This is a genomic window from Mesorhizobium sp. WSM1343 (assembly GCF_055901535.1).
Map to the genome: position 1 here is coordinate 3,606,134 of NZ_CM148370.1, position 24,079 is coordinate 3,630,212.

A 24,079-nucleotide genomic window follows, 5' to 3' on the forward strand; every position below is an offset into this window, starting at 1 on the left:
AATCAATTGGGATTCCGGCGACTGAGGGGCAGTGGTCGATAGCATGACGAGCAAGAGCATCAGGCGACACAGCGTACGGGCCATTGAGTGGCCAACCGTGGTACTCGCCTTCTTCTGCTACGCGACATGGCTCGCCACCGGTTTCCTGCTCTGGCCTTCCTATCCCGTCCTGGCGCTCGCCGTCCTCGCCTTCACCGCCGCATTGCAGTCGTCGATCATGCACGAAGTGCTGCACGGGCATCCGACGCGCAACGCGCGGGTCAACGAAGCCTTCGTGTTTCTGCCGATCGGTCTGGTCTGGCCGTTCCGCCGCTTCAAGACCATTCATCTGCGTCACCACGCCGACGAGCGGCTGACCGACCCGCTCGATGACCCGGAAAGCTATTATCAGGCGCTCTGGCAGCATGACGAGCTGCCGCCGACGATGAAATTCCTGCTCAAGATCAACAACACCATGGCAGGCCGCTTCGTGCTCGGCCCGTGGCTGTCCTGCGTCGGCTTCTTCATCGACGATGCCAAGCAGGTGATCGCTGGCGACAAGCCGATCCGCAAGGCCTGGCTGCTGCATGCGATCGGCCTGGCCGTCGTGCTGCCGATCGTTCAGTTCGGCTTCGGCATCCCGCTGTGGCTTTACATTCTGGTGCCGGTCTGGCTCGGCCAGTCGCTGATCTCGATCCGTACGTTCGCCGAGCATCAATGGTCGGAACATCCGGAAGGCCGTACGGTGATCGTCGAGCGCTCGCCGCTGTCGTTCCTGTTCCTCAACAACAATCTGCATTTCGTCCATCACAAGACCCCGACCGTGGCCTGGTACAAGCTGCCCAAGCTGTTTCGCGACCGCCGTGAGGAATGGCTGCGGATGAACAATGGCTATGCCTATCCGAATTATTTCGCGCTGGTCAAAGCCTATGCGTTCAAGGCGAAAGAGCCGATCGTGCACCCGGTGCTGCGGCGTGCGCCTGAGCCGGGCAGGGCCTTCAAGCCGCGCATCAGGGCGCGCAGCATCAGCGGGCTCGGCAGTGCGCCGGTTCCCGCCGAGCCGCCCAAGGAATAATTCCGGCCTACCCGGAATCCGTGTCGGCCAACTCTGATTGGACGCCGCGTTTTCGCGATCCTTTTTCCAGACATGATGATTTGATATCGGCATGAGTGAATTGGTTGCGGCGTTGCCGATGTATGATTGGCCCGAAGTGCGCGATGAGGTCGACGCGCAATGGGTGCTGCTGCGCGATGCGTTTCGGCAAAAGGGGATCGACGCGCCGGAAGCCATCGTGCGGCGCAATGGGGACCTGCCGCCGGTGCCGGGCGGAATTCGCGATGCTGCCGGTGCATTGATCGCACCCGATCCCGCGACATTGCCGCCGGATGAACTCGATTTCCATAGATTGTGGCTGCATCCGTTGCTGCTGTTCGCGCAGACCTGCTGGGGGCCGATGGAACTTGGCCTGTCCAGGCATGTGCAGGTGGTCGGCCAGCCGAGCTATGACGCCTATGAAGGCGGGCAGGGCGAGCTCTATTCGAGCGCTCTGGTGATGCGGATAGGCGAGGGACCGGAAGTTCGATCGCCTGCGGATGGCAGCGCTCTCATCCCGCTCGATCTGATCCGCGGCAAGCGCTTCACCTTCAACAGCCTCGATTCCATGTCGGGCATCATTGCGCTGACGCGCGACCTGCGAGCGGCCGACGAGGGCTTGGACATCTTTTCGTCGCGTAGCGAGAGCGGCGGTCACCGCGCTTCAATCGTCGCCATTGCCGAGGGCTGGGCCGATGTTGCAGCGATCGACTGCGAAAGCTGGGCGCTGGCGCAGCGCTTCGAGCCAGCAGCGCGGAAAGTCGCGATCGTCGGCTGGACCGGACGGCGCAAAGGCCTGCCGTTCATCACGGCGAGGGCAACGCCGGAAAAGACAGTCAGGGCAATGCGAGAAGCGCTTGCCGGACTATCCGAGCAGCCTCGTATCCAGCGGGTAGGTTGAGAGCTGTTCGTTGCCGGCCTCGGTGATCAGGATCTGCTCTTCGAGCTTGACGCCTTCGCGCCCGCCAAGCCGGCCGATATAGCTTTCCACGCACAGCACCATGCCAGGTTCCAGCACGCCGTCCGGCGTGTCCGATGTCCAGTCGCTGGCATGCGGCAAGGTCGGGTATTCATCGGCCAGACCGACGCCGTGATAGAGCACGCCGTAGCGCGTCGGGAAGCAGTCACCCGGCGGCACCGCCGAGGCTTCGACGAGGTCGCGAAACGAGATGCCTGGCTGCATCAGAGCCGTGTTGTGTTCGATCTGGTCGGCGGCGATGCGGAACAGGGCGCGCTGTTCATTCGACGGGTTTGCATCGCCGCACAGCCAGGTGCGCGACAGGTCGGCGCAGAAGCCGTAGGGGCCGATCAGGTCGGTGTCGAAGGCGACGAGATCGCCAGCCTCGATCTTTCGCGAAGAGCATTCCTGGAACCACGGATTGGTGCGCGGGCCTGACGTCAGCAGTCGCGTCTCGATCCACTCGCCGCCGCGCGCGATGTTGCCACGATGCAATTCCGCCCATAGCTCGTTCTCGGAAATGCCCGGCTTCAGCGCCTGTTCCATCTCGCCCATCGCCGCTTCGCAAGCGACAATCGCCCGGCGCATGGCGAGGATTTCGTCCGGCGATTTGATCAGCCGCGCGTTCTCCATCACGGCTTCGCCATTGCCGATGGAAATGCCGAGGCGAGCCAGCTCCTCGACGCCTTCGGGATTGATGTGGTCGACGGCGATGCGGCTGTTGCCGCTACCATATTCCCTGACCAAATCGGCTATTCCGGCGGCCCAACGGCGGACCTTTTGCTCGGTCAGCTCACCGCCATAGAGATACATCCACGACACCGCCGGCCGCACCTCGTTGACGACGCCGGAATGGTCGGACAGGTGCTCGCAGGAAAAATAATCGAACAGCACCACCGGGCCTTCAGTGGCGACAAAGCAATGCCGCGTCGGATTGTGCGCCACCCAAAGCTGCATGTTGGTGCTGTCGGTGGCGTAGCGGATGTTGACGGGGTCGTAGAGCAGGGCGCCGGCATAGCCGCGCCGCTTCAACTCGGCGCGGATACGCTCCAGCCGGTATTTTCGCATCGCCGCCAGGTCGGGCGCGGCAATGCCTGCCGCCGCCCACTCAGCCTCGGCCTGCGGGCCATAGCCCAGCACATGCTGATTGAGCGAACCCGCCTTCTGACGGGAGGCGTCGCGCAAAGCTTCGATCGAGCCCGGCTCGAACGGCATGATCTTGCGGTGGCGGCCAAAGCTGCCCTTCGGCCCCGCGCTGTCCATCGTCGAACCTCAGGTCCGCATCTTCTCGCCGCTCGGATCGAAGGGCGCTTCGACATTGATGCGGGCCGGGCGCCGGTGACCGAGGATCTCGATCTCGAACAGCCCGGCACTTTCGTCCTCGGCAAGCGCTGCGGGGATATAACCCTGCGCCATCGACTTCTGCACATAATGCGCATAGCCGCCCGACGTGACCCAGCCGACCACGCGCCAGTCGCCGTCGACGATGCCGCGCACGGCGGATGCGCCTTCGGCAGCCTTGGAGCCACGTATTTCCTTGCCGCCCTTGTCGAAGCGCGGCGCGCCATAGCCATGCGGCTTTTCCACCGTGCCGTAGTCCTTGCTGACCTTGGCCCAGATCGGCTCGTCGCCCATGACATCGGCGTCGGCGGCATCGACGATGAAGGAGACGCGGCGCAGCTTTGGCCCCTCGGCCTGTTCCTTGGCGGCGGCCTCGCGGCCGATGAAGTCATTCTTCTCGAGCTTGATGAAGCGGTCCATCGCGCCTTCGAACGGTCCATAGATCGGCCGCAACTCGCGGAACCAGGTCGGAAAGTTCTTTTCCAGACGCATGGAGAGCAGAGCGCGCATGCCGAAATCGACAAGGCCGAATTCCTCGCCGGCGTCCTTGATCGCTTTGTAAACCAGGCGTTCGTAGGCCGGCGCCATCCAGATTTCATAGCCGAGGTCGCCGGTGTAGGTGATGCGGTTGACCATGCAAGGCGCCCCGCCAACAGCCATCTCGCGGAAATCCATGAAACGGAAGGCTTTTGTCGAGACGTCGACATCGACCAGTTTCTGCAGCAGGTCCCGTGATTTCGGCCCGGCGATCGACAGGCCGACCAGCGTCTGGTCGAAGCGGTGGATGCGCACCGTTCCGTCCTTCGGCAGGTGCTTCTCGAACCAGCGCATGTGGTATTTCTGCGCCGCCGAAGAGCCCCAGATCATGAAGCGGTCTTCTGCCGCCTTGGCGATGGTGAAGTCGCCGATCAGCTTGCCGAACTCGTTGAGCATCGGCGTCAGCACGATGCGGCGGGTCTTCGGCATGCGGTTGGTCATCAGCCGGTTGAGGAAATCCTCGGCCGCGGGTCCCGAGACTTCGTATTTGGCAAAATTGGCGATCTCGGTGACGCCGACGCGCTCACGCGTGGCGCGCACTTCCTCGCCGATCGGCCCAAAATCGTTGGAGCGATGGAAGGAGACGATATCCCTGGGTTCCTTGCCTTCAGGTGCGAACCAGAGCGGGGTTTCGAGGCCCCAGCTGTCGCCCATGACGGCGTTATTGGCCAGCATCGTGTCGTAGAGCGGCGTCGTCTGCGCCGGACGTGCCGCCGGCAGTTCCTCATTGGGGAAGCGGATGGAGAAGCGGCGCGAATAGTTTTCCCGCACCTTGGCGTTGGTGTAGCGCAGGCCGGCCCATTCACCGAAGCGTGTAACATCCATGCCCCAGACATCGAAGCCAGGATCGCCATGCACCATCCAGTTCGACAGTGCCAGACCGACGCCGCCGCCTTGGCTGAAGCCGGCCATCACGGCGCAGGCGCACCAGAAATTGGTCAGGCCCTGCACCGGGCCGACCAGCGGGTTGCCGTCCAGCGCGAAGGTGAAGGGGCCGTTGATGATCTGCTTGATGCCGGCCTTCTCGATGCCGGGGAAATGCTTGAAGCCTATTTCCAGCGACGGCGCGATGCGGTCGAGGTCCGGCGGCAGCAATTCGTGGCCGAAATCCCATGGCGTGTTGACCGGCGACCACGGCTTGCAGGCCTTCTCGTAGGTGCCGAGCAGGATGCCGTTGCGCTCCTGGCGGGTGTAGATCTCGCCCTTGAAGTCGAGCACGCCGATCATTTCGCGGCCGGTCGATTTGTTGAACTCCTCGACCTCCGGCATCGGCTCGGTGAGCAGATACATATGTTCCATGGCCAGAACCGGCAGTTCGACGCCGACCATGCGGCCGATCTCGCGCGCCCACAGGCCGCCGCAATTGACGACATGCTCGGCCTTCACCGTGCCCTGTTCGGTGACGACATTCCAGGTGCCGTCGACCTCCTGCGTCAATTCCACGACGCGGTTGCGCAGCACGATCTCGGCGCCGAGTTTTTTCGCCGCCTTTGAATAGGCGATGGTGGTGCCGGACGGGTCGAGATGGCCTTCGACCGGATCCCACATGGCGCCGACGAAATTGGTCTCGTCCATCAGCGGGAACATCGCCTTGGCTTCGGAAGGGGTGATCAGCTCTGTGTCCATGCCGAGATAGCGGCCCTTGGCGTGGGCAAGGCGCAGGAAGTCCATGCGCTCGGGCGTATCGGCCATCATCACGCCGCCGGTCAAATGCAGCGAGCAGGACTGGCCGGATATCTCCTCGATCTCCTTGTAGAGCTGCACCGTATAGGCCTGCAGCTTGGCGACGTTGGGGTCGCCGTTCAGCGTGTGGAAGCCGCCCGCCGCGTGCCAGGACGAGCCGGAGGTGAGCTCCGAGCGCTCGATCAGCATGATATCGGTCCAGCCGGCCTTGGCCAGGTGATAGAGAACCGAGCAGCCAACGACGCCGCCGCCGATGACAACCGCTTTTACATGAGATTTCATCTAGATAGATCCGTTTTTGAAGAGATGGAATCGAGTGAATGAGGCGTGCCTGTCTCGCGACGGCTGCGTGTTTCGTGAATGGCTTCCCCCACTCCGTCGCTGCTTCGCAGCGCCACCTCTCTCCCCTCCGGAGGGAGAGGAAGGGCGCTAGCCGGTATAAGCTCGCGCCCTTCCTCTACCCCATCGATCGGGGGAGAGGTGTCGAGCGCAGCTCGACGGAGTGGGGGTCGACCGTTCATCAACAATACTGCCGATCAAAAATCGGTCGGCGCGCCGCCTTCGGACCGGCGCTTGGCGACGAAGGCGTTGAGTTCCTCGCGGACGGCCGGGTCCATGTAGGGCTCCTCATAGGACGCCAGCCGCTCCTTCCAGACCTTGTTGGCCTTCTCGAGCGCCGTCGGCGAGCCGGCTTCCGCCCAGGTCTCGTAATTGCGCCAGTCGGAGAGGATCGGCGAGTAGAAGGCGGTCTTGTAGCGGTCCTGCGTGTGCTGGGTGCCGAAGAAATGGCCGCCCGGGCCGACCGACTGGATGGCGTCGAAGCCGAGTGCCTCTTCGGAAAGGTCGAGCGGGGTCAGGAATTCGGCCACCATCTGCAGCAGGTCGATGTCCAGGATGGTCTTCTCGTAGGAGCAGCGCAGGCCGCCCTCGAGCCAGCCGGCGGCATGCATCATCAGGTTGCCGCCGCCCTGGATGGCACCCCACAGCGAGAATACGCTTTCATAAGCCGCCTGCGCGTCGACCGTGTTGGCGGCGCAGGTGTTGGAGGTGCGGTAGGGGATATTGTAGCGGCGGGCAAGCTGGCCGCCGACGAGCTGCGCCTTCATGTATTCCGGCGTGCCGAACGCCGGTGAACCGGACTTCATGTCTACATTGGAGGTGAAGCCGCCATATCCGACGGGGGCGCCCTTGCGCACCATCTGGGCGAAGGCGATGCCGGCAAGCGCCTCCGCGTTCTGCTGCACCAGTGCGCCGGCGATGGTGACAGGCGCCATCGCACCCGACAGGGTAAACGGCGTCACGACGACGACCTGGCCCTTGCTCGACATCTGGATGATGCCTTCCATCATCGGCACATCGAGTTTCAGCGGCGAATTGGTGTTGATGATGGTGAAGACGGACGGCTCTTCGAGCATCTGCTCGTGGCTGATGCCGCGCGCGATCCTGGCGATCTCGATGCCGTCGACATTGCGCTCCTTGCCGAGCGAATAGATGTGGAACACCTTGTCGGTGAGCACGCTGAGATCGCGGATGCATTCGAGATGGCGGACGGATGGATGGATATCGGTCGGCTCGACCGGGTAGCCGCCCGTGCAGTTCAGAATGTTGTGCATCTGCGCGAGCTTGAGGAAGTTGCGGTAGTCCTGCTGGTTGCCGGGCCGGCGGCCGCGATCGATGTCGGAGCAATTGGGCGCCGACGCCATCATCGAGACGATCACATTGTTGCCGCCGAAGCGCACATTGTGCGCAGGATTGCGGGCATGGATGGTGAATTCCGACGGGCAGTGCGACACCAGGTCGAGGATCATGTCGCTGTCGAAGCGCACCCGCTCTGAACCGTCACGCACGTCGGCGCCATGCGCCTTCATGATGCTGCGGGCCTCGTCATGCAGCACGTCGACGCCGATTTCCCGCAGCACGCGCAGGGAAGCGAGGTGAATCGATTCCAGCTCGTCGTCGGAGACCAGCCTGGTTGGCGCCAGCGGGTTCTTCAACTGGCGAAAAGCCGGCTGCTCGAACGCGGCCGAGCCGCCGGCGCGCTTTCCAGCACGGCCGCCGCGACGGGCGCGGTCGGTGGCCAATGCCGGTTCTGAGGGTTGTAGGGCGGCGGTCATGATGGTCCTCGTGGGATGCGATAGCGGGCGGCATAATGGACCGGCGGCTGTCCGGCCATTGCGGAGGCGACGACCACTAGGGCGAGGGAAGCGACATGCCGGAACGGCAGGTGCCCGGCCGCGACATCGGCTTGATCAGGTTGCCGCGTTGGAGCAAGCGGATTTCGGTGGCCGGCCCTTTCCTTCCGGGGATCGAACCGATAGCTACTTGGCTTGCCGGCCTGATGGCCAGCAGTTCATCTGGATGGCAGCATGGTCGCGACCGGCTCGAGCGAAGGCGAAGCAGGAACGCAATGGGCAGCGCTTGCCGGCGTCACCGCGGCACTTGCCATGTTTGGCGCCGCGCAAGGGCTGAGCTCGCCGCTGTTCACATTGCTGATGCAGAAGCAAGGCATGTCGCCGGCGCTGATCGGCCTGTCGGCGGCGATGATGCCGCTCGGGCTGATCCTGTCGGCTTCCTTCGTGCCGGCGGCGGTGCGGCTGGTCGGCGGGCGCAACCTGGCGGTCGGCTGCTCGCTGATCGGCGCGCTCTGCTTCCTGGGCATCGGCTATCTGCAGGACTGGGTGGCGTGGTTCGTCATCCGCTTCATCATCGGCGTGGTCATCAATCCGCTTTATATCCTTGGCGAGGTGTGGGCGCTGTCGCTGGCACCGCCGTCGCGGCGCGGCCGGGTGATGGGCGTGTTCAACACGCTGATGGGCGCCGGTTATGCCGCCGGACCATTCGCGCTGACCCTGCTCGGTACGTCGGGCTGGGCGCCTTTCATGGTCGGCGTCGCCGGCTTCGCGCTCTGCGCGGTGATCCTGCACGCCGTCTCGTCAAAGCTCACCGGCTTCGAGGATGACGGCCAGCCTGCCAGCGGCCTTGTCGGGTTTGCCAAAATGGCGCCGGCGCTGCTGCTTGCCGTGCTTGTCTCGGCGGCGGTCCAGCAGAGCACCTATGCGCTGGTCCCGGTCTTCGGCGCCAGCTATGGCCTGGCGGAAGCCGTTCTGGCCTCGCTGGTGATGGCGCTTTCCCTCGGCAACATCCTGCTGCAGATACCACTCGGCCTTCTGGCGGAGCGTTTTGGCGGCCGCGCCATGATCATCGTCTGCGCACTGGCAACAACCGTTTGCGCGCTTTTGCTGCCTCTGCTGATCACAACGCCGTTGATCTGGGTGGTGCTGCTGGTGATGGGCGCGGTCGGTTACGGTGTCTACACCATGGCATTGGTCGAACTCGGCAGCCGGTTCAAGGGCTCTGTGCTGGTCGCCGGCAACGCTGCCTTTGCGCTGATGTGGGGCGTTGGTGGCATCGTCGGCCCACCCGGTGCGGGCCTGCTCATGCAAGGCATCGGCCCACTTGGGCTGCCGGTGGTTATTGCCGCTCTCGACGCGGTGCTGGTGATGTTCGCGCTGTACCGCTCATCCATGCGCCGAGCTTCCTGATAAGCCCAACCTCCTGACAGGCCCAGCCTCCTGACAGGCCCAGCCTCCTGACAGGCACTGTCTGGAGCAAGCAGTTTTCGCCCGCCAGGGGCTTACCTCTGCGCAACTCAATCGCTAATCCTGCAGCCCGACAGCGGTGCGTACATGAATTTGGTTGAATCGAACAAGGACGAGACGATGCAATGGGCGGCGATCACCGGTGTGATCGCGACCGTCTCGGTGTTCGCCATCGCGCAAGGGTTGTCCTATCCGCTGCTGAGTTTCATCCTGCAGCGCCAGGGCGTTTCGCCAGCGATGATCGGCTTGTCGGCGGCCATGACGCCGATTGGCTTCATTCTGTCATCGCCGTTGATCCCGGCGCTGGCCCGCCGATTCGGGGCAGGGCGCACCGCGCTCACCTGTGCGGCCCTTTCGGCTGTCGTGCTGGCGCTGATCGGCTGGACGCAAAATGTCTATTTGTGGTTTCCCCTGCGCTTCCTGATCGGCGTCGTGACCAATCCGCTCTATGTGCTGAGCGAGATCTGGGTGATCGCGCTGGCACCGCCGGCCCGACGCGGCCGCGTCATGGGTGTCTATTCGACGATCATCTCGGCCGGTTTCGCGACCGGGCCACTGTGCCTGCTTGCAGTCGGCACTGAGGGCTGGCCGCCCTTCCTCGTCGGCATTTTCGCCTTCGTGCTGTGTGGCATTTGCCTGGCCTCGGTGCTGCCGCGTTTGCCCAAGGTCGACGAGGCCGGGCACCAGGTTTCCGTCCTGGGTTTCGTGCCGCTGGCGTGGCTGCTTTTGTTCGCCGTCATAGTCGCCGCCGGCTTCGAACAGGGTGCGTTGGCGTTGCTGCCGGTCTATGGCACCCATCACGGCATCACCGAAACCCGCATGTCGGCGCTGCTGTCGGTGATGATCGCCGGCAACATCGCCATGCAGGTGCCGCTCGGCCTTTTGGCGGAAAGGCTTTCCGCGCGCCTGGTGCGGCTTGCCTGCGTCGCGATCACGGTGCTCGGCTGCGTCCTGCTTCCGCTTCTCATCGAGTCGCCGCTGATCTGGCCAATGATCTTTGTCTGGGGCGCGGTTTCCTACGGCATCTACACAATGTCGATCATCGAGCTCGGCGAACGCTTCACCGGCTCCGCACTGGTCGCCGGCAATGCGGCCTTTTCCTTGATGTGGGGCGTCGGCGGCATCGCCGTGCCGCCGCTGGCGGGGGGCGCCATGGATGTTATGGGCGCCGGCGGACTGCCGATCACGCTTGGGCTGCTGTGCCTGGCGCTGGCCATTGCGAGCCTCGCTGGTCGGCGGAAAGCCTCAATTGTGCGCTGAACATGGTGAATATCGACGGCCTGTCGGCGTTGGCTTTTTCAAAGCAACGCGTTTATCGGAGACCTCATGACCAAGCCTGCCACCCAGACGCCGAATTCCGCCCCCACGACCGACGATCCCTTTCTCTGGCTGGAGGACAGGACGGCCAAGCAGTCATTGGACTGGGTACATCGCCAGAACGAGATCACGGTTGGTGAATTGCAGGGCGATCCGTTCTATCAGGCGTCGTTCCAGACCGCGCTCGACCTGATGACGGCCGAGGACAACATCGCTGTCGGCGCGGCAAAAGCCGGCCATGTCTACAATTTCTGGCAGGACAAGACCAATGTGCTCGGCCTCTGGCGCCGCACGACCGTCGCTTCCTACAAGACCGAGAAGCCCGACTGGGAAACGATCATCGACTTCGACCAGCTTGCGGCGGAGGAAGGGATAAAATGGGTTTTTGGCGGCGCCAGCCGGCTCTATCCCGACTTCAACCTTTGCCTTGTCTCGATGTCGCCGGATGGCGGCGACGCCAGCGAGATGCGCGAATTCGACATCGCGACCAAGTCGTTTGTCGAGGGTGGGTTTCGTGCACCCGCTTCCAAGTCGGGTTTCAGCTGGCTGGATAAGGACACCGTGATTGTTTCGGCCGCTTTCGACGAGGCCGACAAGACCGAGTCCGGCTATCCGCGAATCATAAAGCTGTGGAAGCGCGATACCAAGCTGGAAGACGCAACGCCGATCTTCGAGGCGCAGAAAGAGGATCTCGCCGTTGGTGCCGCTGTCGAGTACGACGGTGACAGACGCTATCTGGTCCTGGCTCGAACGCTGAATTTCTTCGCTTCGCACATCTTCCTTCGGCTGCCTTCCGGCGAAAACAAACAGCTGCCGCTACCGGACGACATGACCGATACGGCAATATTCAGGGATCAGCTCGTGTTCGGCGTGCGCAGTGCATGGACGGCGCCCGACGACACGGTTTGCAAGCCCGACGGTCTTTATTCGCTGGACCTGGCGCGCTGGGTCGAGACCGGCGCGATCGGGCCTGTCGAAACCTTGTTCGAGCCGGCCTATCGCGTTTCCATAGCCGGCATTGCCCGCACGCGGGACCGGCTGTTCGTCAGCCTGATGGACAATGTGCGCGGCAAAGTCGTCGTCTGCGAGCGCATGGATGGCAACTGGTCGCTGAAACCGGTGGCGCTGCCCGAAAATGGCAATGTCGGCATCAGTCATGCCGAGCAGTTCGGCTCGAGTGTGTCCTTCTCCTTCACCGATTTCCTGACCCCGAGTTCGATCATCTGGTCCGACGACAATGGCGAGACGCTCGCCACCGTGAAGTCGCAGCCGGCGCGTTTCGATGCCTCGCCGCTGATCTCGGAACAGTTCGAGGCGCGCTCCAAGGACGGCACGATGATCCCCTATTTCGTCGTCAGGCGGCGCGACCAGAAAGGTCCGGTGCCGACGCTGCTTTACGGCTATGGCGGCTTCGAAGTGCCGCTGCTGCCCGGCTATGCCGGCGTGCGTGGTAAGCTGTGGCTGGAGAAAGGCAATGCCTATGTGCAGGCATGCATCCGCGGCGGCGGCGAGTTCGGCCCGGCCTGGCATCAAGCGGCGCTCAAGGGCAATCGCCAAAACGGATTCGACGATTTCGCAGCGGTCGCGCAGGACGTCGTCAAGCGCGGCATCGCGACAGCAAGCTCGCTCGGCATCCAGGGTGGTTCGAATGGCGGCTTGCTGACCGGCGTTTCCTTGACGCAGCATCCCGAGCTTTTCGGCGCCGTCATCATCGAGGTGCCGCTGCTCGACATGCTGCGTTACGCCGAATTGCCGCCTGGAGCCTCGTGGATGGCCGAATATGGCGATCCGTCGAAACCCGAAGACGCGAAGTGGCTTTCAGCCTACTCGCCCTACCAGCATGTCGACGCCGCTGCCGCCTATCCGCCTGTGCTGCTGACCACATCGACCGCTGACGATCGAGTCCATCCCGGCCATGCGCGCAAGATGGCCGCCCGCTTGCAGGAAGCCGGCCATGCGAGGACGCTGTTCTTCGAGGAGACCGAGGGCGGCCATGGCGGGCGTGGCGACCGCCGGCCGCGGGCGGCGCAGACGGCGATGAAATATGTCTTCCTGCAAAGGGCGCTGACAGCCAAGGCCTAGAGTCATTCAGTTATGGGCCAAGCAAAGGGTGGTTCTCCTCGAGCAGCCTTTGCTCTAAGGTGGCTTCCATGGCTCTCGTCAGGACGTTGATTGACGCATTTGAGGCTCGCGCATTGCGGGTCGCGGTGACGCCGTCACCGCGCACGCTGCGCGCCGAGCTTTTGCGGCTGTGTGCCCGCATCGGCTATTCGCCACCTCTCTGCCTCTGAAGCATTCGCCCCGGCTTGGCCGGATAGAATCCAGAGGGAAGATCAGACATGACCTATCAGAATTATTCGCTGACGCAGCTTCAGCAGATCGACGCCGCGCATCATCTGCATCCGTTCACCGACCACAAGGAAATGCGCGGGGCCGGGTCGCGCATCATCACCCATGCCAACGGCCCTTTCATCTACGATTCCGAGGGGGCTGAAATCCTCGACGGCATGGCCGGGCTGTGGTGCGTCAACATCGGCTATGGCCGTGACGAGCTGGCCGAGGCCGCCTATGCCCAGATGAAGGAACTGCCTTACTACAACTCCTTCTTCAAATGCTCGACGCCGACGCCAGTGCTGCTGTCCAAGAAGCTGGCGGAGATCGCGCCGAAGCACGTCAACCAGGTATTCTACGGCTCTTCCGGGTCGGAAGCCAACGACACCGCGCTGCGCCTCGTGCGCCACTATTGGGTGCTGGAGGGCAAGCCGGAGAAGAACCGCATCATCTCGCGCAAGATGGCCTATCACGGCTCGACCGTTGCCGGCACCTCGCTCGGCGGCATGGATGGTATGCACAAGCAGCTCAACGGTGCGGTGCCCAACATCGTCCATGTGATGATGCCCTATGCCTATGAGCTGGCGCTGCCTGGCGAGAGCGATCATGATTTCGGTCTGCGCGCGGCCGGGGCTGTCGAGGAGGCGATCCTCGAAGCCGGCGCCGACAAGGTTGCCGCGTTTATCGGCGAGCCGATCATGGGAGCCGGCGGCGTGAAGATACCGCCGGCGAGCTATTGGCCGGAAGTGCAGCGCATCTGCCGTAAATACGATGTCCTGCTGATGCTGGACGAAGTCATCACCGGTTATGGACGCACCGGCGAATGGTTTGCCGCACAGACACTCGGCATCGAGCCAGACACGATCACCACGGCCAAGGCGCTGACCTCGGGCTATCAGCCGCTGTCGGCATTGCTGGTTGGCGACCGCATCGCCTCGACGCTGGTCGAGAAGGGCGGCGAGTTCAACCATGGCTACACCTATTCCGGGCACCCGGTGGCCTGCGCCGTGGCGCTGAAGAACCTCGAGATCATCGAGCGCGAAGGGCTGGTCGACCGCGTCCGGAACGACACCGGCCCTTACTTCGCCAAGGCGTTGCAGGAGCGCATTGCCGGACATGATCTGGTCGGCGAGGTCCGTTCGATCGGACTGATGGGCGCGATCGAGATCGTCAAGGACAAGGCGACCAAGGAGCGGTTCCTGCCGGCTGGAAGTGCGGCGGTAACCGTGCGGGATCACGCCATCACGAATGGCATGATGCTGCGCGCCACCGGCGACACGATGATCCTGTCGCCGCCGCTGATCTGGACCCGCGATACGATCGATATGGCCTGCGACCGCATCTCGAAGGCGCTGGATCTGGCGCAAGCCGATCTTCGCAAGCGGTAGAACTCGACCCCTTGGCTGGGCGCTCTTCGGCGGGCGCGCCCAGCCTTGAGACCATGCCGAAGCGGCGAGGGAACGAATTCCATCACAAGCGCGTAGTGTGTGGGGCAGCGGCTGATTCGGCCGCCACAAGGGGTTTGTTTCCATGAGAAAAACCGGCAAGAGCCGACGGACGCGAGAAGCGGCCAGCATCGGCGGCGACCTGATGCTGGCGCCGCTGGTGGCGATGATGCGGCTGCCGTTGATGGCCATGGATGGCGCGAGCCGCCAGCCATGGAGTACGGAGACGGCGCGTGCGGTCAACGAGAAGACCGCCGCTATGGCCGAAGGCGCGTTTGCGGCACAAATGTCTTTCCTGCAATCGGCATCGCGGTTCTGGCCGGAAGTCTTTTCCGGCCGCACGCCGTCGCTGTTCAACGGGGTTGCGGCGGAGCGCTCGATCAGCGCCGCGCTGAAGCCGGCAAGCCGTGCCGTGAAAGCGAATTTTCGCCGGCTGTCCAACAAGACCTGACCGGGGTTGCAAAACTTTGATTTTGCGCATCGAGGAGCGCATGCGCTAGAATCAGTCCGTACGTTACCGATTGGGGACATGATGGCCGGACAACCGCTCAACCAGCCGGCTGAAATTCCAGCCGAACTCGACCGCTGGAACTGGGGCGCCTTCTTCCTCAACTGGATCTGGGGCATCGGCAACAGCACCTTCATTGCGTTGCTGGCGCTGATCCCTGTCGTCAACATCATCATGATCATCGTGCTGGGCGCACGCGGCAGCCGCTGGGCCTGGCAGAACCGCGCCTGGCGCGACCCGGAGCAGTTTCGCAAGACGCAGCGCAACTGGGCAATCGCCGGCCTTGCCGTCTGGGTGGTCGGGATTGGCGGCTGCGCGACGATGGTCGGCAGCATTCCCTACGTCCTGAAAGGCAGCGATGCCTATCTCATGACGATGGACAGGCTTCGCGCCGACGACCGCGTCAAGGCGGCGTTGGGTGATGATTTGACCGACAGTTTCTGGGTCGGCGGCCATCTCAACGTCGATGCGAATGGGGCTGGTGACGCCCAGTTCGGCATTCCGGTCCACGGCGCCAGGGGCAAGGGCACGGCCTATTCGACGGCTGTCCGGACAGCCGGCACGTGGAGCCTGCGCCTGCTGGTCGTCAGGGTCGAGGGAGCCGATGCGCCGATCGTGCTGATCAACGAAGATCATGTCCCGATCCCGAATGCTGCAATCGGAATATAGCTGGGCAAAACGCAAAAAAGCGGCCTGAACGCGGGCGGGACAGCTGACAGTTCGGCCGGCTTCGTGGCCCAACAGTCGGGTGACCGCTGCAGCGTTCCAGACAAGGAAATATGCTGAAAAGCCGGATGCTGTCTGACAGTATGCGCATGCGTTCATGTGGACCGGTGGCAATTTCAGACAAGGGCACGCGCATATGGTGAGTTCCTTTCGTGCGGTCGTGGTCGGTGGCGGCTGTGTGGGCGCCGGCATTCTCTACGGCCTGGCAAAGCGCGGCTGGACCGATGTGGCATTGCTGGAGCGAACACAGCTTACGGCCGGCTCGACATGGCATGCCGCGGGGCTCATCCCCTCTTACGCGCGCAGCCGCAATGTCGGCCGCATGATCGCCAGATCGATCGCGATCTATGAAGGCCTGGAGGCGGAGACGGGCCAGAACGTCGGCTGGCACAAATGCGGGCAACTGCGCATTGCCAACACGCGCGACAGGCTGGACGAGTACAGAAGCTACATGGACGTTGCCGAGGTCCAGGGAGTGCGGGCCCGGATCGTATCGCCCGCGGAGGCGCGCGAGATCTGGCCGCTGCTCGACAACAACACCATGCTGGGTGCCCTCTACCATCCCGATGACGGCCACATTGCACCCGCCGATGTCACCCAGGCCATGGCCAAGGGTGCACGCGACCTCGGCGCGAAGATCCATCTTGATACCGAGGTCGTGGGTTTCGAGCGGATGCCGAGCGGCGAGTGGAGAGTCAAGACCTCACGCGGCGAGATCGTCTGTGAACATGTCATCCTTGCAACAGGCAATTACGCACGCCAGACAGGCGCCATGCTGGGCCTGGACATTCCCGCGATTCCGATCCTGCACCAGTATTGGATCACCGAGGCGGTTCCCGAAATCGTGGAACGCAAACGGCTTGGTCTTCCGGAGATGCCGATCCTCAGGGACGAGGGTTACGAGGGCTATCTGCGCGAAGAGGGAGACGGGCTGATGTTCGGTCCCTATGAGCGCACCGAGCAGCTCAAGCTGTTCGCCGAAAACGGCGTCCCGGAATGGTTCGGCGCCGATCTGCTCGATGAAGATTTCGATGCCGTTTCCTGGAACTGGGAGCGCGCCACCGAACTGGTTCCCGCGCTCGGGCGCGCCGGCATCAAGCGCAATGTGCGAGGACCTTTCCAGATGACGGCCGATGAGCTGCCGCTGATGGGGCAGGCGTGGGGCCTGGAGAATGTCTGGCTCGCCGAAGGGGTGCCGGGGGGCATCCTTTGGGGCGGTGCGATTGGCTACTACCTCTCCGAACGGATCGTGGAGGGTGGCAACAGCATCGACACGGCGGAGCTGGATCCCCGCAGGTTCGGCCGCTATGCCAACAAGAACTGGACCCGGGCCAAGGTCCGGGAAGCCTGGGGCACCCACGCCGTACAGCACTATCCGGGCCAGGACATGCCGGCGGCGCGACCGCAGAAAACGGCCCCGTCCTATGACCGCCTAAGTCAGCTTGGCGCGGTATGGGACGTGTTGAACGGCTGGGAGATGCCGAGCTGGTTTGCGCCCGCGGGTGTCGAGGCGCGCAATGTCTACAGCTGGCGCCGGACCCCCAAGGGGAACCACGTCGCCGCAGAGGTCCAGGCTGTCCGCCAGGCCGCCGGTCTGGTCGAGATGACACCAATGACCAAGTTCGAGGTCGGCGGGCCGGGCGCCGAGGGCTGGCTCGACGGAATCCTGGCCAACAGACTGCCGCGTCCCGGTCGTGTCGCTCTTGCCCATCACCTGACGCCGACCGGCGGCGTGCAGGCCGAGTATGTGGTGGCGCGGCTGCAGAGCGACCTGTTCTATCTCATATCGACGCCGCGCGCCGAACGCTGGAACCTTGACGATCTCGACCGGCTGTTGCCGAAGGACGGCAGCGTGCATCTGCGCAACGTCACGGAGGATCGCGGCAGCTTCACGGTGATTGGGCCGAAGGCGCGCGACATACTGCAGCCGCTGACGGAGATCGACCTCTCCAACGAGGCCTTCCCATGGTTCAGCGTACAGTCCGGCACCGTCGGCATGGCCAGCGACGTACGGCTGCTGCGTGTCAACTATTCGGGTGAGCTGGGATGGGAAGTCTATCATCCACTCTGCTACCAGCGGCATTTGCTGGATGCGCTTCTGGCATCGGGAGAGGCACACGGGCTGAGGCTGGTCGGACTTCAAGCGCTGGAATCGCTTCGTCTCGATAAATCCTACCGGGCCATGTACCGCGATATGAACCCCGAATTGTCCGCCTGGGAAAGCGGCCTCGAGCGCTTCATCAGCCTCGACAACAGGGACTTCATCGGCCGGGCGGCACTGGTCGCGAAACAGCAGCAGGTTACACGCCGGATCGCCACACTGTCGATCGACACGGATGGTGCGAGCGCATTCGCCTTCGAGGGCGTTTACCGCGAAGGCGAGCTCGTCGGCCACATCACCTCGGCGGGCTATTCCTACACTTTTGGTCACGACATAGCACTTGCGCTGCTGCCCCTGGAACTTGTGTCGCCCGGTACCGAGCTCGAGGTTTCGATCCTCGGCGAGCGCCGCGCGGCAAAGGTGATCGCCGACTCGCCCTATGATCCGGAAAGCGCCCGCGGGCGCATGTGAGGTATCCCGGAGTACAGTTTCCGGTTCATCGATGTCTCAAACGTGCTGCAGGGTAAAACGCAAAAACCGCGCTCCATCGGGAACGCGGTTTTGCCAGATACGCATGGCGCTTCGCTACGCAAACACTTTGCGAAACTTATGGCACTTGTCGAAACTTACGGGCTCCGGTACGCGAGACCTGATCCGGAGCGCCGGACGGATGAGATGTCCGCCTCACAGTCCGTTTTATAGGGACATCGTTACCGCGGAGTTATCGAGAGCTTAAGCAAATCTAAATTTTCATTTTTTCCACCGAAGGAAACCGGAAAAATCCGCCAAATCCGCCAAATCCGCGGGTTACGCCGGGCTACCCCTGAGAAAATTAATTATGCCGGAGAAATCGACGCCGCCATGTCCCTGGGCGTTGAACAAGGCATAAAGCTGAGCCGCTTCGGCACCAAGCGGCGTTACAGCACCCGCACCTTGCGCGGCTTCCTGGGACAATTTCAGGTCTTTCAGCATCAAGGCGGCTGCAAATCCTGGGTTGTAGTCCTTGTTTGCGGGCGAAGTCGGCACCGGGCCGGGCACCGGGCAGTAGGTGGTCAAGGACCAGCATTGGCCCGACGAGGTCGAGGCGACGTCGAACAGCGCCTGATGCGACAGGCCGAGTTTTTCGGCCAGAACGAAGGCTTCGGCGACACCGATCATCGAAATGCCGAGGATCATGTTGTTGCAGATCTTTGCTGCCTGGCCGGCGCCGTCGCCGCCGCAATGGACGATGCGGCCGGCCATCGGCTTCAGGATCGGCTCGGCGGCAGCGAAGGCATCATCGGAGCCTCCCGCCATGAAGGTCAGCGTGCCGGCTGCGGCACCCCCGGTGCCGCCCGAGACCGGTGCATCGATCGACGACAGCCCGTGCTTCCTGGCGACGGCATGGGCTTTGCGGGCTGACTCGACGTCGATGGTCGAGGAATCGATAAAGAGTGCGCCTTGCCTGGCCTTGGGCGCGATGTCTTCGTAGACGGAGAGGACATGCTTGCCTGCAGGCAGCATGGTGATCACCACGTCGGCATCCTTCACCGCGGCCAAGGCATTCGCCATAATCGTCACGCCATGTTCCTTGGCGACGGTGAGGTTTTCCGGAACGAGGTCGAAACCGTTCACCGCATGCCCGGCCTTGACCAGATTGGCGGCCATTGGATTGCCCATATTGCCGAGGCCGATGAAGGCGATCGTCGTCATTGTCTGTCTCCCAGAGTTGCTGGCTTCAACGGCCAATCAGCGCGCGAGCGATGATGACGCGCATGATCTCGTTGGTGCCTTCGAGGATCTGGTGCACGCGCAGGTCCCGCACCAGTTTCTCGATGCCGTAGTCGTGCAGGTAGCCGTAGCCGCCGAGCAGCTGCAGTGCGTCATTGGCGACATTAAAGCCGGTGTCGGTGACGAAGCGCTTGGCCATCGCCGACCATTTGCCGGCATCCGGCGCCTTGCGGTCGAGCTTCGAGGCGGCGGCATAAAGGAAGATACGCGCCGCCTGCAGCTCGGTCTCCATGTCGGCCAGCCTGAATTGCAGCGCCTGGAATTGATTGATCTTCGAGCCGAAAGCCTTGCGCTCGGCGGTGTAGGACAGCGCCTTGTCGAACGCCGACTGCGCGCCGCCCAGCGAACAGGCGGCGATGTTCAGCCGGCCGCCGTCGAGCCCGGCCATGGCGATGCCGAAGCCAGCGCCTTCGTCGGACAGAAGGTTCTCCGCCGGCACCTTGCAATCCTCGAAGATGACCTGGCGGGTCGACTGCATGTGCCATCCCATCTTGTACTCGTTTGCCCCAAAGGAGAGGCCCGGCGCATCTCTGGGCACGACGATGGTGGAAATGCCTTTCGGCCCGTCCGCGCCGGTGCGCACCATGACGGCATAGACATCGCTGTCGCCGGCGCCGGAGATGAACTGTTTGGTGCCGTTGAGCACATAGTCGCCGCCGCTCTTCACCGCACGGGTCTTGAGCGCCGCGGCGTCGGAGCCGGAGCCTGGCTCGGTCAGGCAGTAGCTGGCCAGCCATTCCATCGAAGTGAGCTTGGGCAGGAAGCGCTGGCGCTGTTCGTCATTGCCGAAACGGTCGATCATCGAGGCCACCATGTTGTGGATCGAGATGAAGGACGAAAAGGCCGGATCGGCGTGCGACAGCGCCTCAAAGATCAGCACGGCGTCGAGCCGGCCAAGTGCCGAGCCACCGACATCGTCCCTGATATAGATGCCGCCGAGCCCGAGCGGGCCGGTCTCGCGGATCACGTCGGCCGGGAAATGCTTGTTGCGGTCCCAATCGAGCGCATTCGGTGCGACACGGTCGGCGGCGAAGGCCTGCGCCATCTCCTGGATGGCGCGCTGCTCCTCGTTGAGTTCGAATTGGCTGGTGCTCGCATCGACCGCGGCGTCCATGGCGTGCTCCCTGTGTGCTGGCCAGCTAGCTCGCTGGCCTGTTGTTTTTGGCTTTGCGCGCGCACCAATCTAGACCAATGATGCCGCCGCGCAACCCGATCCCCTGCGGAGCGGCTGTGCATCAATGCATGTCCGGAGCAAGATGTGACGACAAAATTCGATGAACTGCTGGGCCGGTTCCACGCATACCTTGCGACCGTGGATCACGTCCTGATGCGCGATGCCGTGGCCCGGATCGGCTGGGACATGCCGGCTCGCACGCTGGAGCCGCGTCCGCTTGCCTGCCTGCGCCATCTCGATCGCGCCGCCGAACTGGCGCCTCCGGATGCCAAGCCGCTGGTGCAACTGCTTGCCGGACGTCGGAATGATTTCCGCTGGGGGCAGACTTATGGCGAGGCGGACTTCGGGAAAGAGTTCATCGAGAATTACGGCTGGCTGGAAGTGTTCGGCACACGTGGCCACTTTGCCAATGACGCGGCCGCCGCCGGCCTGCTGATCCTTGGACCAGATATCGTCTATCCCGACCACCATCACGTCGCCGAGGAAATCTACATTCCGCTGACCGGCGGCACCGAATGGCGCATGGGCGAGAGCGGCTTTTGCATGCGTACGGCCGGCGAGGTCGTCCATCACGCGTCCAACGTCAATCACGCCATGCGCACCGGCAAGGAGCCATTGCTGGCGCTGTACATCTGGCGCGGCGGGCCGTTGGCGGCAAAATCGAACATCACCGGGACCGTGGCGCAGGGCAGGGACTGATGGCCAAAGCGATCATGCTGCAAGGCACGGGTTCCGACGTCGGCAAGACCGTGCTGGTCGCCGGCCTCTGCCGCGCGGCAAAAAAGCGTGGGTTGAAGGTGCGGCCGTTCAAGCCGCAGAACATGTCGAACAATGCCGCCGTCGCCGATATCCCCGGGGATAAAGCCGGCGGCGGCGAGATCGGCCGCGCGCAATGGCTCCAGGCGATCGCTTGCGGTGTCGCACCATCGGTCCACATGAACCCGGTGCTGCTGAAGCCGCAGACCGATGTCGGCGCGCAGGTCATCGTGCAGGGCAAAATGTTCGGGGAAGCGCGGGCGCGCGACTACCAGGCGATGAAGGGCCGGCTGATGGACGCCGTTCTGGACTCCTGGGGCAAGGTCGGCGAGGGCGCCGATCTTGTCATCGTCGAGGGCGCCGGCTCGCCGGCCGAGATCAACCTGCGCAACCGCGACATCGCCAATATGGGCTTTGCCACGCGCGCCGATGTGCCCGTGGTGCTGGTGGGCGACATCGACCGCGGCGGCGTCATCGCTTCGGTAGCCGGCACGCATCTGATCCTGCCGGAGGAGGACCGGCGCATGATCGCCGGCTACCTCATCAACAAGTTCCGCGGCGACGTTTCGCTTTTTGACGACGGCCTGAAGTCGATCGAGACATTCACGGGCTGGCGCTGTTTCGGTGTCGTTCCGTGGCTGAAGGCGGCGGCACGCTTGCCTTCGGAAGATTCGGTGGTGCTGGAGCGGCTGGCGTCCGGCGAAGCGCGCGCGCTGAAGGTGGCGGTGCCGATGCTTGGCCGCATCGCCAATTTCGACGATCTCGACCCGCTCAAGGCTGAGCCGCAGGTCGAGGTGGTGTTCGTGCCGCCGGGAAAGCCGCTGCCCGCCGATGCCGGTCTGGTGGTCATTCCAGGCTCGAAGTCGACAATCGGCGATCTCTTGAAATTCCGCGAGAACGGTTGGGATCGCGACCTTCTTGCGCATCGCAAGCGCGGCGGCCATGTCGTCGGTATCTGCGGCGGCTTCCAGATGCTCGGCCGTATGGTGCGCGATCCCGACGGCATCGAAGGCAGCGTCACCGAAGCCGAAGGGCTCGGCCTGCTCGACATCGAAACGGTGATGGAGCCGGAAAAGACGGTGCGCAACGTCAGCGCCCGTTCGGTGCCGTTCGACCTGCCGCTCGAAGGCTATGAAATCCATCTCGGCCGCACCACCGGGCCGGATACGCTGAGGCCGTCTGCAGTCATCAATGGCATCGATGACGGGGCAGTGTCGGCCGATGGCAAGGTGATCGGCACCTATATGCACGGTCTGTTTGGCGCCGACGGCTTTCGCGGAAGATTCCTCGAAAGCCTCGGCATCAAGGGCGGCGGCATCGACTACCGAGCCGAGGTCGAGCGGGCGCTGGACGAGGTCGCAGCCGAGCTGGAGACCCATCTCGACTGCGACGCGATCTTTGCACTGGCGCGGTAATTCGCGGTTGGCTCAGCCCTTGTCGCCTGCCTTCGGCCAGTAGGTACCGAAGGACCAGACGTTGCCTTCCGGGTCGCGGCAGATGAACTCGCGGCTGCCATAGTCGCGGTTGGTCAATTCCTGGATGATCGTGGCGCCAGCCTTCCTGGCCTTGGCATAGGCGGCATCGGCATCATCGACGGCGATGTAGATCGACTTGCCGCCGCCTGAGCCGGGTTCGCCGACCATCTTGCCGTAGTCGTCGTCGCGCACGGTGCCCAGCATGATCATCGAGGAGCCGAAGACCAGTTCGGCATGGTGCACGACGTCGCCTTCGCCATAGCGGGCCCGGACGCTGAAGCCGAAGGCTTCGCCCAGCCAGTCGATCATCTTTGCCGCGTTCCTGTAGCGCAAGGCGGGGTAGAGGCGGGGCGCTTCGGTGGTGGTGGTCATGTCGATCTCCTTCAGTGGGGTTGGTCGATGCCCCACTGTGGGTAAAGGCCACTCCAGCGTCTTGAAGAAATGTTACCTGGCCGAGATTCCGGTTGGTGTCTCGCCGGCGAGGTCGCGGAATTCGCGCACCAGATGCGCCTGGTCGGCATAGCCGCAATCGGCTGCGATATCGGCCCAGTCGACGGCCTGCTGCCTCGACAGGCCGAGCGCGCGGTTGAAGCGGACGATGCGCGACAGTGTCTTGGGGCCCATGCCGATGGCGTTGGAAAAACTGCCGGTGAGATGTTTGCGGCTCCAGCCCAGCCTTTCGGCGATCGATGCAATGCGGGTCCGGCCGCCGGATGTGATGATGCGGTCATAGGCCCAGGCGATTTCAAGTGGCGTCTCGGCGGCATTCTCGAGACGGGCGGTGACGAAGGCTTCGGCCATGTCGAAACGCGTCGTCCAATCCGGCGCATTGCCCAGCCGTTCACGCAGCGCCAAGCCCTGAGCGCCAAGGACGTCGTCGAGGACGACCATGCTGTCTGTCAGTTCGCTCATCGGCAGGCGGAAGAAACGGCGTGCGCCAAGCGGCGTGAAGTTGACCTGGACGCAGCAGGCGCCGCCGAAGGATTCGATCACCACCGGTCCGGCAAAGAGGCCGGCGGCGAAACTGGCGAAGCGGTCATTGTCGCCGGGCGCCTTGCCGAGGCCGATGGCGAAGGGTTCGGCGAAGCTGATGACCAGCGGTACGGTGAGCGACGCATATTCGACGTTGCGCATATGGCCGGGCGCCATTTCGCGATAGCCGCAAATGTCCGACACAATGCCCTGAAGTCGAGGATCGGGCAGGCGCCGGCGCATCTCAAACCGCCCGGCGACGGACCGGTCCTGCTCTTGCTGGGGTTGCATCTTGACTGGCATCGGCCATCCTC

At 63.4% G+C, this 24,079-nt stretch carries 19 protein-coding genes; 12 read left to right on the top strand and 7 right to left on the bottom strand.

Annotated features, from left to right (window positions below; all coding sequences use genetic code 11):
- The first annotated feature begins 43 nt into the window (after positions 1–43).
- Entirely contained in the window at positions 44–1,054 is a 1,011-nt protein-coding gene (locus AC0NIL_RS17470) for a fatty acid desaturase (RefSeq protein WP_024501297.1), read from the top strand.
- Between the two features lie 91 nt (positions 1,055–1,145).
- Positions 1,146–1,973 carry a phosphate/phosphite/phosphonate ABC transporter substrate-binding protein gene (locus AC0NIL_RS17475; protein WP_337121859.1) on the top strand — a complete coding sequence of 276 codons (828 nt, stop codon included), beginning with the start codon at positions 1,146–1,148 and terminating at the stop codon, positions 1,971–1,973.
- Here the strand turns inward: AC0NIL_RS17475 and AC0NIL_RS17480 are convergent.
- The 3 genes from AC0NIL_RS17480 to AC0NIL_RS17490 form a co-directional block, all read right to left on the bottom strand.
- Positions 1,938–3,293 carry a M24 family metallopeptidase gene (locus AC0NIL_RS17480; protein WP_063168192.1) on the bottom strand — a complete coding sequence of 452 codons (1,356 nt, stop codon included), beginning with the start codon at positions 3,291–3,293 and terminating at the stop codon, positions 1,938–1,940. The genes AC0NIL_RS17475 and AC0NIL_RS17480 overlap by 36 nt on opposite strands.
- A 9-nt stretch (positions 3,294–3,302) precedes the next feature.
- Entirely contained in the window at positions 3,303–5,873 is a 2,571-nt protein-coding gene (locus AC0NIL_RS17485; protein ID WP_064993713.1) for a GcvT family protein, read from the bottom strand.
- Positions 5,874–6,127: 254 nt separating this feature from the next.
- Complete coding sequence (locus tag AC0NIL_RS17490; RefSeq protein WP_064993712.1) at positions 6,128–7,705, bottom strand: trimethylamine methyltransferase family protein; 1,578 nt, start codon at positions 7,703–7,705, stop codon at positions 6,128–6,130.
- 252 nt (positions 7,706–7,957) lie between these two features.
- Between AC0NIL_RS17490 and AC0NIL_RS17495 the strand changes: the two genes are divergently transcribed.
- The 8 genes from AC0NIL_RS17495 to AC0NIL_RS17530 all read left to right on the top strand — a co-directional run bounded on the left by AC0NIL_RS17495 (position 7,958) and on the right by AC0NIL_RS17530 (position 18,089).
- Positions 7,958–9,133, top strand: coding sequence for an MFS transporter (locus AC0NIL_RS17495; protein ID WP_027160489.1), 1,176 nt, complete (start codon positions 7,958–7,960; stop codon positions 9,131–9,133).
- A 144-nt stretch (positions 9,134–9,277) separates the two neighbouring features.
- Positions 9,278–10,450, top strand: a complete 1,173-nt coding sequence (locus AC0NIL_RS17500; protein ID WP_024501292.1) for an MFS transporter — start codon at positions 9,278–9,280, stop codon at positions 10,448–10,450.
- A 66-nt stretch (positions 10,451–10,516) separates the two neighbouring features.
- On the top strand, positions 10,517–12,589 hold the full coding sequence (locus tag AC0NIL_RS17505; RefSeq protein WP_473573104.1) for a prolyl oligopeptidase family serine peptidase: 2,073 nt from the start codon (positions 10,517–10,519) through the stop codon (positions 12,587–12,589).
- Between the two features lie 68 nt (positions 12,590–12,657).
- A complete protein-coding gene (locus AC0NIL_RS17510; protein ID WP_082826679.1) occupies positions 12,658–12,798 on the top strand; it encodes a capsid protein in 141 nt (46 codons plus the stop codon).
- A gap of 48 nt (positions 12,799–12,846) precedes the next feature.
- The gene (locus AC0NIL_RS17515; RefSeq protein WP_127365792.1) at positions 12,847–14,226 is read left to right on the top strand and encodes an aspartate aminotransferase family protein; all 1,380 of its coding nucleotides are present in this window, start codon (positions 12,847–12,849) and stop codon (positions 14,224–14,226) included.
- Positions 14,227–14,368: 142 nt separating this feature from the next.
- Positions 14,369–14,734 (top strand): hypothetical protein, encoded by a 366-nt coding sequence (locus AC0NIL_RS17520; RefSeq protein WP_127384790.1) that lies wholly within the window; start codon positions 14,369–14,371, stop codon positions 14,732–14,734.
- A gap of 81 nt (positions 14,735–14,815) precedes the next feature.
- A complete protein-coding gene (locus AC0NIL_RS17525) occupies positions 14,816–15,460 on the top strand; it encodes a cytochrome c oxidase assembly factor Coa1 family protein (RefSeq protein WP_024501290.1) in 645 nt (214 codons plus the stop codon).
- Positions 15,461–15,653: 193 nt separating this feature from the next.
- Positions 15,654–18,089, top strand: a complete 2,436-nt coding sequence (locus AC0NIL_RS17530; protein WP_473573102.1) for a GcvT family protein — start codon at positions 15,654–15,656, stop codon at positions 18,087–18,089.
- Positions 18,090–18,425: 336 nt separating this feature from the next.
- Here AC0NIL_RS17530 and mmsB read toward each other — a convergent pair whose 3' ends face one another.
- Positions 18,426–19,310 carry a 3-hydroxyisobutyrate dehydrogenase gene (gene mmsB, locus AC0NIL_RS17535; RefSeq protein WP_127369756.1) on the bottom strand — a complete coding sequence of 295 codons (885 nt, stop codon included), beginning with the start codon at positions 19,308–19,310 and terminating at the stop codon, positions 18,426–18,428.
- Positions 19,311–19,335: 25 nt separating this feature from the next.
- A complete protein-coding gene (locus AC0NIL_RS17540) occupies positions 19,336–20,502 on the bottom strand; it encodes an isobutyryl-CoA dehydrogenase (RefSeq protein WP_127384791.1) in 1,167 nt (388 codons plus the stop codon).
- A 144-nt stretch (positions 20,503–20,646) separates the two neighbouring features.
- Here AC0NIL_RS17540 and AC0NIL_RS17545 point away from each other — a divergent pair, with 144 nt between their 5' ends.
- Both AC0NIL_RS17545 and AC0NIL_RS17550 read left to right on the top strand, forming a co-directional pair.
- Entirely contained in the window at positions 20,647–21,261 is a 615-nt protein-coding gene (locus tag AC0NIL_RS17545; protein ID WP_473573100.1) for a dimethylsulfonioproprionate lyase family protein, read from the top strand.
- Positions 21,261–22,733: a cobyric acid synthase gene (locus AC0NIL_RS17550; protein WP_473573099.1), complete on the top strand. Its 1,473-nt coding sequence runs from the start codon at positions 21,261–21,263 to the stop codon at positions 22,731–22,733. Before AC0NIL_RS17545 ends, AC0NIL_RS17550 begins: the two co-directional genes overlap by 1 nt.
- A gap of 12 nt (positions 22,734–22,745) precedes the next feature.
- Here AC0NIL_RS17550 and AC0NIL_RS17555 read toward each other — a convergent pair whose 3' ends face one another.
- A complete protein-coding gene (locus AC0NIL_RS17555) occupies positions 22,746–23,165 on the bottom strand; it encodes a VOC family protein (protein WP_224675405.1) in 420 nt (139 codons plus the stop codon).
- A 72-nt stretch (positions 23,166–23,237) separates the two neighbouring features.
- Entirely contained in the window at positions 23,238–24,068 is an 831-nt protein-coding gene (locus AC0NIL_RS17560) for a helix-turn-helix domain-containing protein (RefSeq protein ID WP_473573097.1), read from the bottom strand.
- Positions 24,069–24,079: the final 11 nt, after the last annotated feature.

Coding starts and splice junctions, on each gene's coding strand:
- AC0NIL_RS17470 (WP_024501297.1), top strand. CDS start 44: ATGACGAGCAAGAGCATCAGGCGACACAGCGTACGGGCCATTGAGTGG.
- AC0NIL_RS17475 (WP_337121859.1), top strand. CDS start 1,146: ATGAGTGAATTGGTTGCGGCGTTGCCGATGTATGATTGGCCCGAAGTG.
- AC0NIL_RS17480 (WP_063168192.1), bottom strand. CDS start 3,293: ATGGACAGCGCGGGGCCGAAGGGCAGCTTTGGCCGCCACCGCAAGATC.
- AC0NIL_RS17485 (WP_064993713.1), bottom strand. CDS start 5,873: ATGAAATCTCATGTAAAAGCGGTTGTCATCGGCGGCGGCGTCGTTGGC.
- AC0NIL_RS17490 (WP_064993712.1), bottom strand. CDS start 7,705: ATGACCGCCGCCCTACAACCCTCAGAACCGGCATTGGCCACCGACCGC.
- AC0NIL_RS17495 (WP_027160489.1), top strand. CDS start 7,958: ATGGTCGCGACCGGCTCGAGCGAAGGCGAAGCAGGAACGCAATGGGCA.
- AC0NIL_RS17500 (WP_024501292.1), top strand. CDS start 9,278: ATGAATTTGGTTGAATCGAACAAGGACGAGACGATGCAATGGGCGGCG.
- AC0NIL_RS17505 (WP_473573104.1), top strand. CDS start 10,517: ATGACCAAGCCTGCCACCCAGACGCCGAATTCCGCCCCCACGACCGAC.
- AC0NIL_RS17510 (WP_082826679.1), top strand. CDS start 12,658: ATGGCTCTCGTCAGGACGTTGATTGACGCATTTGAGGCTCGCGCATTG.
- AC0NIL_RS17515 (WP_127365792.1), top strand. CDS start 12,847: ATGACCTATCAGAATTATTCGCTGACGCAGCTTCAGCAGATCGACGCC.
- AC0NIL_RS17520 (WP_127384790.1), top strand. CDS start 14,369: ATGAGAAAAACCGGCAAGAGCCGACGGACGCGAGAAGCGGCCAGCATC.
- AC0NIL_RS17525 (WP_024501290.1), top strand. CDS start 14,816: ATGGCCGGACAACCGCTCAACCAGCCGGCTGAAATTCCAGCCGAACTC.
- AC0NIL_RS17530 (WP_473573102.1), top strand. CDS start 15,654: ATGGTGAGTTCCTTTCGTGCGGTCGTGGTCGGTGGCGGCTGTGTGGGC.
- mmsB (WP_127369756.1), bottom strand. CDS start 19,310: ATGACGACGATCGCCTTCATCGGCCTCGGCAATATGGGCAATCCAATG.
- AC0NIL_RS17540 (WP_127384791.1), bottom strand. CDS start 20,502: ATGGACGCCGCGGTCGATGCGAGCACCAGCCAATTCGAACTCAACGAG.
- AC0NIL_RS17550 (WP_473573099.1), top strand. CDS start 21,261: ATGGCCAAAGCGATCATGCTGCAAGGCACGGGTTCCGACGTCGGCAAG.
- AC0NIL_RS17555 (WP_224675405.1), bottom strand. CDS start 23,165: ATGACCACCACCACCGAAGCGCCCCGCCTCTACCCCGCCTTGCGCTAC.
- AC0NIL_RS17560 (WP_473573097.1), bottom strand. CDS start 24,068: ATGCCAGTCAAGATGCAACCCCAGCAAGAGCAGGACCGGTCCGTCGCC.